Raw genomic sequence first — 15,657 nt, 5'->3', positions numbered from 1 at the left:
TGAGGGGTGGCTGGGGTTTGGGGTGAGGCAAACGACGCGAGGCCGCCCCCAGTCCTACGGGGACGGCCTCGCGTACGAGCCTGATTTATCGCGTTTCGCGGTGCGCGGTGTGCGCATTGCAACGCGGGCAGTGCTTCTTCATCTCAAGACGGTCCGGGTTGTTACGCCGGTTCTTCTTGGTGATGTAGTTCCGCTCCTTGCACTCCACGCAGGCCAGCGTGATCTTCGGGCGGACGTCGGTGGCAGCCACGTGAGTGCTCCTTGACGAACGGTGGACTAGAAATTAACGCACATGAAGAGTAGCCGATCGTCGGACCGACCCGGCAATCGGCTACTGAGAGTAGCGGTGACCGGACTTGAACCGGTGACACAGCGATTATGAGCCGCTTGCTCTACCGACTGAGCTACACCGCTGCGGTGCATGCGCCGCGAGCGACGCGTGCACCAGAGCCCCAAAACGGAATCGAACCGTTGACCTTCTCCTTACCATGGAGACGCTCTGCCGACTGAGCTATTGGGGCGAGCGATGAAGACATTACACGGTCCGCCGCCGTTCGCCCAAATCCGTTTCCCGTCCGGCTGCGACGGACCACACCGGTACGACTATTGCGCTCCTCCCGGCCCCGGGCGGGCCGTCATCCTAGGCTCGACTCACTCTGCGTGATCTTGTCTCCGCGTGTGATCTCGTCTCTGCCCGGGAGTGCGATGCCCGACAGCCAGCCGCAGCCGCCGCACCACTCGTCGTCGCCCACGCCGTCGTCGTCGCCGTCCTCCTGGGGCGTGGCCGAGCCGGCGCCGCTCCTGCTGTGCGGGGCGCGGCTCACCGACGGCCGGACCGTGGACGTACGGCTGGGCGGCGGGCGGATCGAAGCGGTCGGTACGGCGGGCAGCCTGGCGGCGCCCGCCACGCGCGCGTGCGGCAGCCGGATCGACCTCACGGGCTATCTGCTCCTGCCGGCCCCGGCGGAGCCGCACGCCCACGCCGACACCGCGCTGTCCGCCGACGCCGGCGGCCCCCTCTCGTACGACCCCGAGGACGTCCAGCGACGAGCCACGGAGGCCGCGCTGCTGCAGCTCGGGCACGGGGCGACCGCGCTGCGCGCGCAGGTGCGCGTGGGCGACATGGCCGGACTCGGCGCGCTGACCGCCGTTCTGCGGGCGGGGCGTTCGCTGCGCGGGCTGGCCGAGCTGTCGACGGTGGCCGTACCGCGGCTGCTGACGGGGGTCGCCGGGGCGGACGGGCTCGCCGTGCTGCGTGACGCGGTGAAGATGGGGGCGTCGGTGGTGGGCGGTTGTCCGGATCTCGACCCCGACCCCACCGGGTATGTGGAGGCGGTGCTGGAGCTCGCCTCCGAGCACGGCTGCCCCGTCGACCTGCACACGGACGCCTCCGATCCCGCGCGCCTGGCCAGGATCGCGGCGATGGCGGGCGGGCTGCGCCCCGGGGTGACGCTCGGGCCGTGCGGCGGCCTGGCCCGGCTGCCCGCGGAGGTGGCGGCACGCGCGGCGGACCGGCTGGCGGCGGCCGGGGTGACGGTGGTGTGCCTGCCGCAGGGCGGCTGCGGCGGTGTGGAACGCCTTGGGGCGGCTCCGGTACGGCTGTTGCGCGCGGCGGGGGTGCGGGTGGCCGCGGGGAGCGGCGCCCTGCGGGACGTGTCGAATCCGGTGGGCCGCGGCGATCCGCTGGAGGCGGCGTACCTGCTCGCCTCACGTGACGGGCTGTCCCCCGAGGACGCCTACGACGCGGTGAGCGCGTCGGCCCGCACGGTGCTGGGGCTGCCCGAGGTACGCGTGGAGGCGGGCTTTCCGGCGGAGTTGCTGGCGGTGCGCGGGGACGGGCTGGCGGGGGTGCTGTCCCTCGCGTACAGCCGGATCGTGGTGCACCGGGGGCGTGTTGTGGCCCGCACGAGCGCGGTCCGGGAGTACTGCGGTTCGGCGGGGACGGCGGAGTCGGGGTTGCCGAGGCAGGGGCGGGGCGGGGTGTCGTAGGGGTGTCCTGGGTCGCGGGACAGGGGTGTCCCGTGTCGGTGGACAGGGGTGTCCCGTGCCGGTGGGATCCGGCGGTGTGTCGTGTCGGCGGGATCCGGCGGTGTGTCGTGGAGTGCTGCTTTCCGCCAGGCATGAGGTGTCGTGCGGCGGATGTCGGTGGCCGGGCGTACGGTCGAAGGCATGCGCATTGTCATCGCTGGTGGTCATGGTCAGATCGCGCTGCGGCTGGAGCGGCTGCTCGCGGCGCGCGGGGACGAGGCGGTGGGCCTGATCCGCAAGCCCGAACAGGCCGACGAACTACGACAGCTGGGCGCCGAACCGGTCGTGCTGGACCTGGAGTCGGCGTCGGTCGAGGAGGTCGCGGAGCAGCTGGCCGGTGCGGACGCCGCGGTGTTCGCGGCAGGGGCCGGCCCGGGCAGTGGCGCGGCCCGCAAGGAGACGGTGGACAAGGCGGCGGCGATTCTCTTCGCCGACGCGGCGGTTCGCGCGGGCGTACGGCGGTTGGTGATCGTGTCGTCCATGGGCGCTGACCCGGCGCACGGGGGCGACGAGGTCTTCGATGTCTACCTGCGCGCGAAGGGCGAGGCGGACGCGTACGTGCGCGGCCTGGACGCGCTCGACTGGACGATCCTGCGCCCGGGCCAGCTGACCGACGACGCGGGCACCGGCCTGGTCCGTCTGGAGGCCCACACGGGCCGTGGTCCGATTCCGCGCGACGATGTGGCCGCCGTGCTGGCGGAGCTGGTGGACACGCCCGCCACGGCGGGGCTGACTCTGGAGCTGATCAGCGGGCACGCGCCGGTGTCGGTGGCGGTGAAGTCGGTGGCGGGCGAGTGAGTTCGGGGGCGGGTGGATGAGTTCGGGCGGGTGGGCCCTCGCGGCCCCGTGCACGCACGGCAACCTGGTCGCCCCGGGCCGGTGAGTTCGGGGGCGGGTGGGCGAGTTCGAGGGCGGGTGGGTGAGTGATTGATCTCGGTGGCCGGCGAGTGAGTTTCGTCGGCGTGTGCGATGAGGACCGGCCCGCCCGCGACGGCGGAGGGGAACGTTCCGGCGAGCCCGCTCCGTTGTCCCGGCGACCATCGACACCCGACACGCGCCTGGGAGCATCGTGCCCGAGACCACACCCGCCACTTCGACCTTTCTCCCCGAGCTCCCGGCCTTGAGCGCGCAGGCCGAGCGGCTGATCGAGCTGGGGGTGCACGAGATCGCCGGGCTGCCTGCCGATCAGTTCCGGTCGTTCGCGAAGACCGCCGGGGCCCCTGCGGGCGTCTCCGACACCCTGCTCGCCGTCCACCCGGACGTGGCACCCGCCTCGGCGCTCGCGCCGCTGCTGCGCCGTGCGGACAAGCCGGGATTCGTCGTCACCGACATGCCCGACGTCGACGACTTCACCCCGCTCGACCCGGTCACGCTGCCCGACGCCCCGCTCTACTTCCTCACCGGGATCGACCGCGGCGACCGTATGGCCAACTGGAGCCCGGACGAGGCGCTGCCCGCGCTCACCGCCGAGGCCCGTACGCCGCTGGTGCTCACCGAGGGCATCCACTGGGTGCTCCAGCAGCCTGAGGCGCTGGAGCGCAACCACTGCTTCATGACCATCGGCTCCCGGCTGCGCAAGCCGAGCGGCGCCCTGGACGCCCGCACCCCGGCGATATGGATCAGCAACGGCACGGGCCGTGACGGCCGCGAGCGCCGCAACGCCCCCAAGGTCGGCTGGTGCTGGGCCGGCAACCGGCACACCTGGCTGGGCTTCGCCTCGGCGACGGGCCGGGCGGCCGGCTGAGACACGCGGGCCGGCTCACCGGCTGACCCGCAAGGGACGCCCGTCGGCTAGAACAGCGGCATCTGACCGGGAAACTCCGGCACGACATACCCGTCGAGCGACGGCTGCTCGGGACCGGGCAGCGCCCGCCGACGGGATCCGGGGCACGAGGTGAGGTCCCCGTGCTGTCGCGCGCCGGGCGGATCATGACGCGCGTACCGCCCGGCGACCACGGCGATCTCACGCCGGCACTCGGGGCAGGGCCTGCGACGGGACGACGACATGCGGCCAGTGTGCCCCGCGCGATGCCCGCCCCAACACGAAGAGACCCTCTCCGCTGCGTTTCCGCAGTCCGGAGAGGGTCTCCTTCGAAGTGGCGGCGCCAGGATTCGAACCTGGGAAGGCTGAGCCGGCAGATTTACAGCGGGCCGACGGTCTTGCCTCTGAGCTGGGCATACCTCAGCCCCTGGAACATGCGGGGGACGCCTGGGGGAACCCACCTCACGCGGCGCACGGGCACAGGACCCAGCTCAGGGACCACCAGCCGTTGCGGTCCGCCGAAGCTGTTACGAAGCCTTGGTGTTGATCCCGGCCGATCTGAAGAGCGTCAGCGACGGGCAGAAGACGTACGAATTTCCGCTGGAACGCCAAGCAGTCGCTTCGACGTCGATCACCCCGCCGCCATCCATGCGCAGGCAGATGGCAGTGGCTCGGTAGTGACCTCCGTTGGACTTACTGCAGATGGCCTTCGCTCCGTTCTCTCCATGGCTCACGGATGTGCAGCCCGTCGGCCATCCCTGGGCCCCTGCGGGCGTCGCGGACGCTGCCCCCTGAAAGCCGAGAGACATAGCGGCTACCACGCCAAATGCAGCGAGTACGGATGTCTTCTTCACTGGCGGAACCCTTTCGTCGTGCCGGTCATTTACAGGTTGGCTTGAGAGAGTAAAATTCAGTATTCAGTTAACCTTGGTATCGATGCCAGCCGAAGAGACTCGGTACGATCCGCCGCAGTAAGCCTTGGACCACCCACCATTGTTCCGCCAGTCGCCGACGAACTCCTTGTACGCGCCGGTGTCCGCTTCCTTGCACAGCGCGACAGCGCGGTAGTGGCCGCCATTGGAATTCTCGCAATTTGCCACGGTCATCGACGCGTTCGCCACCTCGTAGTGACAGCCCGTCGGCCGCGCCGAAGGCCCCGCCGCAGCCCCCACCGCTGCCGGGACGGCCGCGAGCACCAGGCCGGCTACTGCAGATCCAGTAAGGACGACTTTCGAAACCGCACGCATTCAGTTCCCCTCCCCGAAGGTTTCCTTTTCCATTTCGCGCTCGTGTTCGCGGTCACACGTTATGAGTAGAGCATGAAGAGTGTCAACCGAACCGAATATCGTTGAGGATGATTTGAGGTTTCCCACTGAAAGCGGAGTGCCCTCTAGATTCACCTCTCCAGGTGGCTCAATACCTACTACGGATGACTCAGAAGCATATTCCCGGCGACGTAAATGCCTGCTATCCCCTTGACGCCGTACCCTAATTTCGAATTAAAGTCCGTTATCTGATAGTTCAGCCCTGCGCGATGAAAGGTAGCTCTTCCTCACCCCGTAGCACTGGCCCGCTACGCTGGTACGCACCACTTCAGAACGGAGAGTGCTCCGCGGATGGGACCCAAGACGACCAAGGTCTACGAGACGCTTCGACAGAGGCTCGCTGAGGGCGTGTACGGCGGGCCCGGCGAGAAGATCCCTTCTGAACGATCGCTGTCCGAAGAACTGGGCATCGGCCGGACCGCACTGCGACAGGTTCTTGCACGGCTGGTGTCCGAGGGCGCTCTGGAGGTCCGCGGACGCAGCTCGTACCGGGTGCCGGGCGCGGTGAGCGTGGAGACGCCGAAAGGGCTGGAACCATGGCGTATTCATGGCGAGCGGGATCTCTATGACAACCGATGGGTGAGGCTCCAGCTCTGGGACGTGGAACCTCCCGGCATGGATCGCTTCGAGCATCACGTCGTGAGACTTCAGCACGTCGCCATTACTGCCGTGGTCGACGACCAGGACCGCGTGCTGATGATGTGGCGGTACCGGTTCGTGCCGCAGCGCTTCGGGTGGGAGCTGCCCGGCGGCATCGTCGACGAGGGCGAGTCGCCGGCGGACACAGCCTTGCGCGAGGTCGAGGAAGAGACCGGATGGCGCCCGAAGAACCTTGAGCACGTCGTGACCTATCAGCCGATGGTCGGCATGGTCGACTCGCCGCACGAGATCTTCATTGCTCACGGTGCGGAGAAGGTGGGCGAGCCCACTGACCTTGAGGAAGCCAGCCACATCGAGTGGGTGCCCCTCGCTGACATTCCGGGGCTGATGGCCCGCGGTGATCTGCTGGGATCGGGAACGCTCGTTGCCCTGCTGCATCTGCTCGCCGCGAAGGGGAAGAACAGCCTCATAGCCGCTCGCTGAGGCGGTCGACGCGTCGGCGGTGCCGCACCGAGCCGGTGCGGCTCGCCAACAGCCTGGCCTGCCTCAGATGCGTCCCTGCGTCGTCGTACTCGGCACGGGCCAGATGCGCCTGCGCAAGGTCTGCATGGAGCCCGGCACGCGCTCGCACGAAGCTTGGGTCCATCACCTCAAGGGCGTCGTAGAGACTGGTCACCGCCTCGCCGTCGCCGAGCAGTCCGAGCACGTTTCCGCGCCATCGGGTGAGGTGGGCACCGTTCAGAAAGATGCTGAGCATGTCCGGGTCTCGATCCTCGGGCCCCGGCGGAATCGTCCTCAGGGCGGCGTCCAGCGCATGCTTGCAGTCATCGACCATCCCGGCATGCGCGCACAGCTCAGCTTCCGCCGCGTACAGCCACGCCCGCAAACGGGGCGACCCCGCCTGCCCCAGGGTGCGCTGAGCGTCGCGCACCAGGTCGACACCCAAGGCCGGTCGACCGGCGTCACACAGCACGTAAGCCTGTTCCCCCATGGCATGGGCCAGGTACATGGGCGCCTCAGCGTCGTGGGCAGCTCGCTTGGCCAACTCGTAATGACACCATGCTCGTTCAATGGCGCCACTGTCGATTGCCTGCCATGCCGCCAGGGTGGAGGCGCCTGCCAGAGCGAGCGCCACGGGACGACGGGCAGCGGGTAATACCGCAAAGTTCAGTGCTTCTTCCAGAGCCGCGAGGTGCCCCGTCATCTGGTCGACCAGCCCCGCAGCGCCACGCTGGCGGTCCATCGTTCGCAGCAGCTCGGTTTGGTCGTTGAACGCCTTCACCATGGAAGCGCCCACGCTGCTGGCGGAATCGATGCGGCTCAAGAGGTCGTCATATCCGTCCGCTACAAGGGGCACCGGGGGTTCCATGACGCCCCGCAGCTCTGCGTCTGTCACGCCAAGAAGGTTGCGCAGGATGCCGGCGTAGCGGTCAGAGATGGGCCGTCGCCCGTTCTCCCACTCGGATACGTAGACCCGTAGGCTCGCGGTCGACGCAACGTCGGCGAGGTTCCGCCGTGCGTACTGCTCGATCTCGCGAATCAATCGCTCTTGAGACCAGCCGCGCGCCTTGCGCGCGTTCCGCAGCCCTGTCTCTGCGCTCACTAGGCACCCCGTTCGACGTTGGTCACGGTCGCTACCCACTTCATGGTGCCTCACATCGCCGCTGGTCCACAGGGGTTAACACCGGCCCTAACTCCGTTGCCGTGAGGGTCTGTTGGCTGCCGCGACACCCCCGTCAAGCGGTCTGCTGAGAGTGCACCGCGAGGGGTGGTCACCACTCAGCTCAGCGAACCATCTTGACTCTGGTGCGCACCAGTTGCATCCTACTGGTGCGCACCAGTTCTCGGAGGTGGCTCCGATTCGCCGTGCGTAGACGCCGCCCGGAGGGCTCTGGAAGGGGCCCGAAGGAAGCGCAGGGACCTTGAGAACTGCATAGGTGGGCCCCGTCTCCCCGAGTCGAAAAGGCGGACTGCGCGGCATCAGGCCGCGCCCCTATGTCCCTGCGAACGCGGGAGGTCGGTGTGTACCGACGACATATCCAGGCTCCGCCGGTTCGGACCGGCCGGCGGTGCCGCTGGTAGCTCGGTCCGCTCTGGTTTCGCGGCCCTGAGGCCGCGGCCGGCTGCCTCTCCCGCCCGTCCGTTCAACGCACTGCGTTGGGCGTACGGGCGGGGGCGCGGGGAGCCGGATCTTCCGACTTCAACGGCGAGCGGCCCCCGGGTGGCACCCCGGGAGCCGCGTTCGGGCCGTTGCCACCTGTGAGAGGAACACGACCCAATGAGCCACATCGTCACTGTTCAGGACGCCGTTACCGCGTTCGCCGACTTCATGGAGCCGACGGATGCGGAGTTGGACGCGATCGAGCGGGAGATGCCCGTCATCCTGGCGGACGTCGACCTGCTGGACGCGCAGATCATCACGCTTGACCGTACGCCGACCGAGCTGGACGCCCGCCGGATGCGCCGGGCCCGCCGCCGCGCGCTCGCCGCGCGGGTCGCGCTGGTCAACCGCGGCTTCGGCGCGAGCCTGCCGGGGGGTGCCGCATGAGCGCCGCCGACGCGAACCTGACCGCCGCGCACGCTGAGGTGAAGGCGGAGATCACGCGGACGGACACGAAGACGGCGCTGCTGCTGGCGTTCGTCGGTGCCGTGCTCGCCGGGGTCTGGTCGGTCGCCCGGGATCTGCCGCTGAACCGGCCGGCCTGCATCGCGGGCGGTGTCGGGGTGGCGCTGCTGGTCGTGGCAGCCGGTCGGCTGCTGCGGTCGGTGCGCCCGAACCTGAGCGGCAGGCATGGCTTCCCGCTGTGGGCGACGCTCACCCCCGAGGAGATCACCACGGCGGTCGAACGGGACCTGTCCGCCGACATCGCCGGGCTGTCCCGTTTGGCTGTCGCCAAGTACACCGCCCTGCGCCACGCGGTCGACCTGATCCGCACCGGCGGGGCCCTGCTCGTCCTCGCCGCCCTGCTCGCCGCGGGAGGTGCCGCATGGGGACGCTGACCGCGCAGATGTCGAGCGACGGCAGCGGGTGGCGTCTGTACGTCGTGCTGTTCGGGAAGCGGGACTGGCCCACGTTCCGGTGGGAGCGGTCCGGCCCGGTGCCGACCGTGGCGGAGCGCCGGCGCGCGCTGGCCGAGCTCGGCTACGAGGTGGCACCGGGCGCCGTGTGGTCCTGGACGGAGGACAGCCGGGACCCCGACGACGACTCCACCCCGGTCCTGCTGATCGCGGCCGTCACGGTGCGCGGTCAGGAAGGGGGCGCGGCATGAGCGACTTCGTGACCGTGCTCGCTGCTGCGGTGCCGCTCGCCTCGGGGTGGGCTTGGCACGGTGTGGTGATGCGCCGCCGTCTGTCGGCCGCGCGACGTGATCCGTTGTCGGGTCTGCCGACGCGGGCCGCGTTCGAGCGGCGTGCGGAACGGGCGTTGGCCCGTGGTCCGCACGTCGTGATCGTGATGGACCTGGACGGATTCAAGCACCTCAACGACGTGTTCGGGCACGCGGCCGGTGATGAGGCGATCCGCGTTACGGCCGCGAGTCTGAACGACGCGCTCAGCGACCGGCGGGGCAGCGTGGCCGCCCGGCTCGGTGGGGATGAGTTCACGGCCGTCGTGCCGCTGCGGGACCGGGCGTCGCTGCCGTGGCTGCTGGATGGTCTGCACGGCGAGGTGACCGCGCCGTTCCCGTACCGGGGGATGCCGCTCGCCGTGGGCGCATCGATCGGCGCGTGCGTGACCACCGACCTCCCGGCGCCCTCGCTGCCGCTGGCGCTGCGCAGGGCGGATGAGGCCATGTACGACGCCAAGCGCGCCGGGGGCGGATGGCGCATAGCCGACGGCCCGGCACTCGCTCACACCACCACGGCCGGCCGCCGCACCGGCCGCCCGGGAACGGCGCGGAAGGAGGCTGCGTGATGGGGCGCCGTTTCAAGGACATGCAGACGCCGGAACAGCAGTGGGCGGCACGGCAGGCGCCCGCTGTGCGGCGGATGGCCTACGCCGCCGATCAGGAGTCGCAGAAGCACCAGATGACGGCCGACGTGTACGGGCGGCAGGGCCGCGACTACAGCGACCCGGCAAAGGCCCGGCGCGCGCAGCGCGAGGCGGACCGGCAGCGGGCGCGCCGTGACAGCCTGCTCGCCGCGGCGGACCGGATGGAGCGCGAGGGCAGGCCCAAGGGCCGGAAGCGGGGGTGGTTCAGGTGACCGCCAAGACCGTACTGCCCGCCGTCGCGATGACGGCCGTGTCCATGGTCCTCACCCTCGCTGTGGTGATGATGTGGCTCGGTACGGCGGTGCCGTGGCCGGTCGCCCTGGTGGTCGGTCTCGGGATCGACGGCGGTTGGCTGGCCACCCTCGCCTACGAGCGACGTCTCGCCGCGCAGGGCGACCACAACCGCACGGTGACCGCCGTGGGGTGGGCGTTCGGCCTCCTTGCTTCCGGGGTTCTGGTGGCGCACGCGCTGGCTGTGGAGCATTCCGCAGCGGCGTGGCTTGCCGTGGCGTGGTTGCCGGTCGCGGCAAAGGCGCTGTGGCTGGTGCACGGCCTGTGGGAGCGCACCGCGCTCACCCCGGTCGCGCTGGATGCCATCCGTGGAATTCAGCAGGAGGCCCGCGATGAGGCGGCCGTGGCCCGTGCTCGGCTGCGGGCTGAGGCGGCCACCGAGGAGACCCGCCTGACGGCCGTGACGGAGGCGGGGGCTCGCGTCGCCCGCGTCCAGGCCAGGACCGCCCAGACGCTCTCCGAGGCGTGGTCGACGCTGGAGACGGCCCGCAGCGGTGAGGAGACGGGCAGGGCGCTGAACTGTGTGACGGCCCGCGTCACGCCCAGTGTCACGCCCCGGTGGGAGTTGCCGGTGTGGGGGCCGACCGAGCCGGTTGCGGCGCTGCCGGAGGCCGGTCCGGGGCTCACGGATGAGGCGCTGGACGCGCTTGTGCAGGAGATCCGGCACACCGAGACGCCCGCCCTGTCGTACCGCGAGATGGCGAGCCGTTTCCGGGCCGCTGGGCATTCCGCCTCGGAGGTCCGGTTGCGGGCGGCGTGGAAGCGTGTCGCATGATGCGCCGGCCGCGTGTGCTGGATCTGTTCTGCTGCGCGGGCGGGGCGTCGATGGGCTACTGGCGGGCCGGGTTCGACGTGGTCGGGGTGGACATCGTCCGGCGTGCGTCGTACCCGTTCCCGTTCGTCGAAGGGGACGCTCTGGATGCGGCGCGGGAGTTGTGCCAGGACTTCGATCTGGTCCACTACTCCCCGCCGTGTCAGGCGTCCTGCGCGCTGACCAAGGGAACCAACCGGGGTCGCCGCTCGCACATCGATCCCATCCCGCAGGTCCGCGAGGTGTGCGAGTGGTACGGCGTGCCGTACGTCATCGAGAACGTGCAGGGCGCTGACCTGCGCAAAGACCTGCTGTTGTGCGGGGAGATGTTCGGGCTCGGGGTGATCCGGCACCGCTACTTCGAGGTGGGCCTGTACTGGCGGCCCGCCCCCGCTGCGCACCGGCCGCACCGTGGCCCGGTGCGCGGCTGGCGGCACGGCGTCTGGCGGGACGGCCCGTACATCGCCGCCTACGGCAAGGGCGGTGGCAAGGGCAGCATCCGCGAGATGCAGCGGGCCATGGGCATCACCTGGACGGACGTCCATGAGGAGCTGACCGAGGCGATCCCGCCCGCCTACACCGAGTACATCGGCCGGGACTTCATCGCCGACGACTGGGGTGCCCGCGCCGTACCGGATGCCTCGCAGCGTATGCGTCTGCTCGCCCGGCGCGAGCCTCACCCCGCTGAGCTGGGGATGGCCGCGTGATGGGGGCGCTGCCGGTGTTCCGGTGGCGCCTCGCCCCGGACGGCTACGCCACCCGCCGCCAACTCCGCGCTCTCGGTTGCGGCCCGGCGGTCAGGAGGTCGCCGCTCAGCTCGAACGGCCACGCCGCCGGCGCCCACCGCTGGTGGCCTACCTCTACCGCGTCGATCGCGCCGTGCCGGTCCGGCCGATGACCCCGGCGAAGCGCGCGGCGCTGGCCAAGGCGAACGCCGCCCGCCGCACGTGTCCCGAGTGCAGCCGTGATGCCGGATACGTCATCCCCGCCTCGCTCGGCACGTGCGTGACCTGCGCATACCCCGACCCGCACGGCGCTGGCATCTGATCGCTACAGGCTGTCCAGGAAGTTCAAAACAGCCTCCAGAACGCGGTTCCTACGACGGTGCGCCTTGCTGCAGAAACGGCGCCGTCTGCGCCACCGACTACGCGGCTGCTCCACCGGCGTGCCGCACCACAAACAAGGACGCACGCGGGCCACTGGTCCCCCACCCATGCCGCACACCGTAGCGGCGCACCCCTCGAATCGATCCGAGGAGGACTCATCCATGAACAACGCCGATATCCGCCGCCTGGACCGTGAGATCCGGCAGACCACGAAGAAGCTGGAGGCCGTGCGTCGCGGTGAGTTGTGGCCGCTGAACGGCTCGGAGCGGCGGGCCATGGCCCGCGCTCTGGCCGGTGGCGCCTACAAGGTGGCCCGGGGTCGCAGCGCCGGGCGGGCCGAGACGCAGATGGAGTCGACCACGTCGGCCGCGGAGATACGGCTGAACGCGGAGCTGACCGCCCTGCACAGCGAGCGGCAGCGGCTGACCACCGAGGCCGCTCGCGCCAAGGCGGCCAGGAAGTCGAAGGGGTGGTGGTGACCGTGGCCAAGAGCCTAGAGACGCCGCCGGGTGAGTGCCCGCAGTGCTGGCAGCACGCCCATGACCGGCGCATTCACCGCAAGCTCAAGCCGCGCGAGGACTGCCCGCAGTGCGTGGACCACATGATCAACGGCCACCCCTACATCGTGCCCAAGAAGTCGCGCTGGTGGTGACCGCGCCCCCGCGCCCCTTCCCCGCCCTCTGACGGGCGCCTGCACGTCTTTGCTGCCCGGGGTGGCCGTCCCCTGCCACGGACCCGGCCACCCCGGCTCTCCCCAACCTCCGCCCCGATAGGGGCAGTCAGGAGCTTTTCCAGCATGTCTGAGAACGTCGTCCGCCTCCACAAGCCCACCAACCCCCCGCCCACCGAACCGTCCGCGGTGACCCGGTTGACCGTCGTCCCGGACCCCCCGCCCGCGCGGCCGGTGCCGTTGTGGGTGCGCTCCGGGCGCGCTGTGAAGACGGCCGTGACGCACGAGCGGACGAAGACGGTCGTCCGCGCAACGGCCCGGCACAGCCTCTACACCCTCAACGGCGGCCGCATTGTGGCCCGCAGGGCGTGGGACGGCCGTACCGGCTCGCGGTACGAGCGCATGCTCCGCGCCGCCGAAGCGTCCGGGAACTACGAGGTGGCGGAGGAGTGGGAGGAGCGGTTGCAGCGCTTCCGCGAGGCCCGTCACCGCCGTCGGATGGACCTGCTGCACTCCCCGGTCGACGCCGCGAAGGGTGTGGCCGTGGGCACCGGCATGAGCGTCGGGGTGCTGGTCGCCCTCGGCATCGTGATGGCCATTAACACCGGTCAGGTCGGGGACGTCATCACGCCGCTGTCGGCGACCATCGACTTCATCGCCCTGCTCATCCGGATCGTGCAGGTCGTCTGGGGTCCCGCGCTGACGATCGGCCCGTTCCTGGCCCTGCTCGCCCTGTGGTCCGTCGGCCGCAAGCAGCAGGCCGCACCCCAGTGGGCGCTCCCCGCCAACATCCGCTCGGGTGAGGGTGAGCCGATCACACCGTCCATCGTCGTCAAGGCCCTGCGCGACCTGGGCATCCCGGCCCTGCGCAACGCCATCAAGGAGATGGGCGACGCCGGCGCGGGCATGCTCGGACCGATCCGGATCGCCGGATGCGGTGTGGAAGTCGACGTGACCCTTCCCTCCGGTGTGTCGACCAACGAGGTGCAGAACCGGCGCCGCAAGCTCGCGGAGAACCTCACCCGGCACGAGCACGAGGTGTTCATCACCATTCCCGAGGCGGCCCGCACCGTGCGGTTGTGGATCGCCGACTCCGGGGCGCTGGATGAGCCGATCGGGCCGTCGCCGCTGGTCACCGACGAGACGCTGACCGCCGACTACGCCAAGGGCAAGGCCCCGTGGGGTCAGGACCTGCGCGGCGACGCCGCCGCCCTGAGCCTGTATCAGCGGCACCTGCTCATCACGGGGTTATCCAACCAGGGCAAGACCGCCGCACTTCGGGCGCTCGCCCTGTGGCTGGCGCTGGACCGGTCGGTGGAGTTCTGGATGGGCGACCTCAAGGGCGTGGGCGACTGGGCCATGTTCGACGGGCTCGCCACCAAGCTGATCCAGGGCCCGACCGATGACCACGTCATCCAGGTCACGGAAATGGTCGAGGACGCCGTGGAGGAGATGAACCGCCGTCTCCAGGCGCCGCCCGGCACCGCGTTCCCGCCGCTGATCGTCATCGTGGACGAAGCGCAGGTCGCGTTCATGTGCCCGGTCAAGGACGAGGACAAGCGCCCCTACGGCGGCTCCAGCTCCACGTCCCGGTATTTCATGGCCGCCCGGAAGATCCACAACCAGGGGCGGGCGGTGAACGTGCTGCTGTGGCAGGGCACGCAGGACCCGACCGACCAGAACCTTCCCAAGCTCGTGCGTGAGGGCGCGCACACGCGTGCCTCGCTCGCGCTGGGCACGGAGTCGCAGGCCCGCATGGCGCTCGGGGACAAGGCCGTCGACGGCGGCGCCGCCCCGAACCTGCTGCGTCCCGGCCTGGACAAGGGCACCCTGGTCGTCGCCTCCGACGGCATCGAGATCCCCAAGGGACAGTCGTCCATCACCGTGCGCACGCACTACATCAGCACCGACGACGCCGAACTGATCGCCGCCCGCGCCAAGCGGCTCCGCGACGGCGTGACCACGCTGCACGCGATCGAGCGAGGCGAGGAACACGATCCGCTCGCCGACATCGCGAGCGTGCTCGGAGACGCGCCCCGGCTGCGCACCCAGGAAGTCATCACCCGGCTCGCCGCGCTGAACGCCAGCGCCTACGGCAAGTGGTCGTTCATCGACCTCAAGCGCGTGCTGGACGGCACCGGAGCCGAGCCGTACAAGTCCGACGGCGTGATGGTCGTCGGCCGTGACCGGCTCGCCCGCGCCCTCGCCAACCGCGACAGTGAGGGTTCCGCTTCCGCCTCCGGATGACAGGGAGCCACCCCCGTCCCGGCCAGGGAGGCAGGGAGAACTCCCTCAGCCCCTCCCTGACCCACCTCCCTACCCCTGACCAGCACAAATGATCCGTCAGGGAGTCAGGGAGGCCCGCAGGTCAGCACCCCTGAAACCCCCTCCACAGCACCCCCGAAGGGGGTGTATCCGCCTCCCTGAATCGGCACCGGAAGGGATTCCGCATGCACCCCGAACCGGCCCACCACACGCCCGCTCAGCGGGCCGTGGGCGTCCACCACCCCACCCCGATCCCGCCCGCCACCGTCGTCCAGGCGGCGCCGGTCGTCCCCGTGCAGCCGGGCCACATTCCGGCGGTGGCGAGCATCGTCCTGCCCGACGGCCGCGTCGTCACCGGCTACGCCATCGAACCCGCCCGACCCGAGCCGGTCACCACCCAGCCGGCCGTCTCCCGCACCGCCGTGAACGTCGCGCTCGGAGGCGTTGGGTTCCTCGCGGTGTGCGGCGGTCTGCTGCTGCTCACGTCGTTCATCGCGGCCCTGACCGCGTTCATCACCCAGCTCATCATCCTCGCGGCCGTCATCTTCGGCGGCTGGATCGCCGTGCAGGTGCTCGGTCCGAGCGGCCACCGCGGCGGGACCACGGTGAACATCCGCAAGGCCACGTTCAAGCGCAACCACTTCCACGGCTGACCAGCCGTGGCCACCACCGGCGGCCGGCGCGCGGGTCGGCGGCCCGCGCGCAACCGGATACCGGCCGACCGGTCCCCGATGCGGCTCCGTCGCCCACGCCCACCACCTCACTTCTCACGCAACAGGGCAGGGTCAGACAGGCCACAGAGGGGATG

19 protein-coding genes, 2 tRNA genes and 1 pseudogene are annotated in these 15,657 nt (G+C 70.3%); 16 read left to right on the top strand and 6 right to left on the bottom strand.

Annotated elements, in window-relative coordinates; genetic code table 11:
* Window positions 1–85 precede the first annotated feature (85 nt).
* From rpmG to AB0412_RS22085, 3 genes are all read right to left on the bottom strand, one after another.
* Window positions 86–250, bottom strand: coding sequence for a 50S ribosomal protein L33 (gene rpmG / locus AB0412_RS22095; RefSeq protein WP_003948671.1), 165 nt, complete (start codon window positions 248–250; stop codon window positions 86–88).
* 91 nt (window positions 251–341) lie between these two features.
* Window positions 342–414 (bottom strand) — tRNA-Met (locus AB0412_RS22090).
* 34 nt (window positions 415–448) lie between these two features.
* Window positions 449–521, bottom strand: a tRNA-Thr gene (locus tag AB0412_RS22085).
* A 184-nt stretch (window positions 522–705) separates the two neighbouring features.
* Here AB0412_RS22085 and AB0412_RS22080 point away from each other — a divergent pair.
* The 3 genes from AB0412_RS22080 to AB0412_RS22070 all read left to right on the top strand — a co-directional run bounded on the left by AB0412_RS22080 (window position 706) and on the right by AB0412_RS22070 (window position 3,772).
* Window positions 706–1,989 carry an amidohydrolase family protein gene (locus AB0412_RS22080; protein ID WP_366404290.1) on the top strand — a complete coding sequence of 428 codons (1,284 nt, stop codon included), beginning with the start codon at window positions 706–708 and terminating at the stop codon, window positions 1,987–1,989.
* 180 nt (window positions 1,990–2,169) lie between these two features.
* A complete protein-coding gene (locus tag AB0412_RS22075) occupies window positions 2,170–2,826 on the top strand; it encodes an NAD(P)H-binding protein (RefSeq protein ID WP_366404289.1) in 657 nt (218 codons plus the stop codon).
* 271 nt (window positions 2,827–3,097) lie between these two features.
* Complete coding sequence (locus tag AB0412_RS22070; RefSeq protein ID WP_366404288.1) at window positions 3,098–3,772, top strand: DUF5701 family protein; 675 nt, start codon at window positions 3,098–3,100, stop codon at window positions 3,770–3,772.
* Between the two features lie 47 nt (window positions 3,773–3,819).
* Here the strand turns inward: AB0412_RS22070 and AB0412_RS22065 are convergent, their stop codons facing one another.
* Together AB0412_RS22065 and AB0412_RS22060 are read right to left on the bottom strand one after the other, a co-directional pair.
* Window positions 3,820–4,035, bottom strand: coding sequence for a hypothetical protein (locus AB0412_RS22065; RefSeq protein ID WP_366404287.1), 216 nt, complete (start codon window positions 4,033–4,035; stop codon window positions 3,820–3,822).
* Between the two features lie 672 nt (window positions 4,036–4,707).
* Window positions 4,708–5,037: a hypothetical protein gene (locus AB0412_RS22060; RefSeq protein WP_366404286.1), complete on the bottom strand. Its 330-nt coding sequence runs from the start codon at window positions 5,035–5,037 to the stop codon at window positions 4,708–4,710.
* A gap of 369 nt (window positions 5,038–5,406) precedes the next feature.
* Between AB0412_RS22060 and AB0412_RS22055 the strand changes: the two genes are divergently transcribed.
* A complete protein-coding gene (locus AB0412_RS22055; protein WP_366404285.1) occupies window positions 5,407–6,198 on the top strand; it encodes an NUDIX domain-containing protein in 792 nt (263 codons plus the stop codon).
* Here the strand turns inward: AB0412_RS22055 and AB0412_RS22050 are convergent.
* Window positions 6,182–7,246 (bottom strand): XRE family transcriptional regulator, encoded by a 1,065-nt coding sequence (locus AB0412_RS22050; protein ID WP_366404375.1) that lies wholly within the window; start codon window positions 7,244–7,246, stop codon window positions 6,182–6,184. The two genes, AB0412_RS22055 and AB0412_RS22050, sit on opposite strands and share 17 nt — an antisense overlap.
* Window positions 7,247–7,993: 747 nt before the next feature.
* On the opposite strand from AB0412_RS22050, the gene AB0412_RS22045 reads away from it, so the two are divergent.
* The 12 genes and pseudogenes from AB0412_RS22045 (at window position 7,994) to AB0412_RS21990 (ending at window position 15,502) form a co-directional block, all read left to right on the top strand.
* The gene (locus tag AB0412_RS22045) at window positions 7,994–8,263 is read left to right on the top strand and encodes a DUF6284 family protein (protein WP_366404284.1); all 270 of its coding nucleotides are present in this window, start codon (window positions 7,994–7,996) and stop codon (window positions 8,261–8,263) included.
* The gene (locus AB0412_RS22040) at window positions 8,260–8,715 is read left to right on the top strand and encodes a Pycsar system effector family protein (protein WP_366404283.1); all 456 of its coding nucleotides are present in this window, start codon (window positions 8,260–8,262) and stop codon (window positions 8,713–8,715) included. The genes AB0412_RS22045 and AB0412_RS22040 overlap by 4 nt, the downstream gene beginning before the upstream one ends.
* Complete coding sequence (locus tag AB0412_RS22035; RefSeq protein ID WP_366404282.1) at window positions 8,703–8,984, top strand: DUF6303 family protein; 282 nt, start codon at window positions 8,703–8,705, stop codon at window positions 8,982–8,984. The genes AB0412_RS22040 and AB0412_RS22035 overlap by 13 nt, the downstream gene beginning before the upstream one ends.
* A complete protein-coding gene (locus AB0412_RS22030; protein ID WP_366404281.1) occupies window positions 8,981–9,628 on the top strand; it encodes a GGDEF domain-containing protein in 648 nt (215 codons plus the stop codon). The genes AB0412_RS22035 and AB0412_RS22030 overlap by 4 nt, the downstream gene beginning before the upstream one ends.
* Window positions 9,628–9,918: a hypothetical protein gene (locus AB0412_RS22025; RefSeq protein WP_366404280.1), complete on the top strand. Its 291-nt coding sequence runs from the start codon at window positions 9,628–9,630 to the stop codon at window positions 9,916–9,918. The genes AB0412_RS22030 and AB0412_RS22025 overlap by 1 nt, the downstream gene beginning before the upstream one ends.
* Window positions 9,915–10,772, top strand: coding sequence for a protein spdB (locus AB0412_RS22020; protein WP_366404279.1), 858 nt, complete (start codon window positions 9,915–9,917; stop codon window positions 10,770–10,772). The genes AB0412_RS22025 and AB0412_RS22020 overlap by 4 nt, the downstream gene beginning before the upstream one ends.
* Window positions 10,772–11,515, top strand: a complete 744-nt coding sequence (locus AB0412_RS22015; RefSeq protein ID WP_366404374.1) for a DNA methylase — start codon at window positions 10,772–10,774, stop codon at window positions 11,513–11,515. Before AB0412_RS22020 ends, AB0412_RS22015 begins: the two co-directional genes overlap by 1 nt.
* Window positions 11,515–11,855 (top strand): annotated as a pseudogene (locus tag AB0412_RS22010) (RRQRL motif-containing zinc-binding protein). Before AB0412_RS22015 ends, AB0412_RS22010 begins: the two are co-directional and overlap by 1 nt.
* Window positions 11,856–12,075: 220 nt before the next feature.
* Window positions 12,076–12,393, top strand: a complete 318-nt coding sequence (locus AB0412_RS22005; protein ID WP_366404278.1) for a hypothetical protein — start codon at window positions 12,076–12,078, stop codon at window positions 12,391–12,393.
* Window positions 12,390–12,566 (top strand): pRL2-8, encoded by a 177-nt coding sequence (locus AB0412_RS22000; protein ID WP_366404277.1) that lies wholly within the window; start codon window positions 12,390–12,392, stop codon window positions 12,564–12,566. The genes AB0412_RS22005 and AB0412_RS22000 overlap by 4 nt, the downstream gene beginning before the upstream one ends.
* Window positions 12,567–12,710: 144 nt before the next feature.
* Entirely contained in the window at window positions 12,711–14,831 is a 2,121-nt protein-coding gene (locus AB0412_RS21995; RefSeq protein ID WP_366404276.1) for an ATP-binding protein, read from the top strand.
* A 203-nt stretch (window positions 14,832–15,034) separates the two neighbouring features.
* Window positions 15,035–15,502, top strand: coding sequence for a hypothetical protein (locus tag AB0412_RS21990; protein WP_366404275.1), 468 nt, complete (start codon window positions 15,035–15,037; stop codon window positions 15,500–15,502).
* Window positions 15,503–15,657: the final 155 nt, after the last annotated feature.

Origin of the sequence: Streptomyces sp. NPDC052012 (genome assembly GCF_040689265.1) — a bacterium.
In the GTDB taxonomy this organism is placed as follows: Bacteria; Actinomycetota; Actinomycetes; order Streptomycetales; family Streptomycetaceae; genus Streptomyces.
Note: the sequence above shows the minus strand (reverse complement) of the source record. Positions and strands in the feature narration are given on the sequence as shown.

What these genes read in the sequence shown, in the direction of transcription:
- AB0412_RS22040 (WP_366404283.1), top strand. Translation starts at nt 8,260, where the DNA reads ATGAGCGCCGCCGACGCGAACCTGACCGCCGCGCACGCTGAGGTGAAG.
- AB0412_RS22025 (WP_366404280.1), top strand. Translation starts at nt 9,628, where the DNA reads ATGGGGCGCCGTTTCAAGGACATGCAGACGCCGGAACAGCAGTGGGCG.
- AB0412_RS21990 (WP_366404275.1), top strand. Translation starts at nt 15,035, where the DNA reads ATGCACCCCGAACCGGCCCACCACACGCCCGCTCAGCGGGCCGTGGGC.
- AB0412_RS22065 (WP_366404287.1), bottom strand. Translation starts at nt 4,035, where the DNA reads ATGTCGTCGTCCCGTCGCAGGCCCTGCCCCGAGTGCCGGCGTGAGATC.
- AB0412_RS22075 (WP_366404289.1), top strand. Translation starts at nt 2,170, where the DNA reads ATGCGCATTGTCATCGCTGGTGGTCATGGTCAGATCGCGCTGCGGCTG.
- AB0412_RS22030 (WP_366404281.1), top strand. Translation starts at nt 8,981, where the DNA reads ATGAGCGACTTCGTGACCGTGCTCGCTGCTGCGGTGCCGCTCGCCTCG.
- AB0412_RS22005 (WP_366404278.1), top strand. Translation starts at nt 12,076, where the DNA reads ATGAACAACGCCGATATCCGCCGCCTGGACCGTGAGATCCGGCAGACC.
- AB0412_RS22055 (WP_366404285.1), top strand. Translation starts at nt 5,407, where the DNA reads ATGGGACCCAAGACGACCAAGGTCTACGAGACGCTTCGACAGAGGCTC.
- AB0412_RS22060 (WP_366404286.1), bottom strand. Translation starts at nt 5,037, where the DNA reads ATGCGTGCGGTTTCGAAAGTCGTCCTTACTGGATCTGCAGTAGCCGGC.
- AB0412_RS21995 (WP_366404276.1), top strand. Translation starts at nt 12,711, where the DNA reads ATGTCTGAGAACGTCGTCCGCCTCCACAAGCCCACCAACCCCCCGCCC.
- AB0412_RS22045 (WP_366404284.1), top strand. Translation starts at nt 7,994, where the DNA reads ATGAGCCACATCGTCACTGTTCAGGACGCCGTTACCGCGTTCGCCGAC.
- AB0412_RS22080 (WP_366404290.1), top strand. Translation starts at nt 706, where the DNA reads ATGCCCGACAGCCAGCCGCAGCCGCCGCACCACTCGTCGTCGCCCACG.
- AB0412_RS22015 (WP_366404374.1), top strand. Translation starts at nt 10,772, where the DNA reads ATGCGCCGGCCGCGTGTGCTGGATCTGTTCTGCTGCGCGGGCGGGGCG.
- AB0412_RS22035 (WP_366404282.1), top strand. Translation starts at nt 8,703, where the DNA reads ATGGGGACGCTGACCGCGCAGATGTCGAGCGACGGCAGCGGGTGGCGT.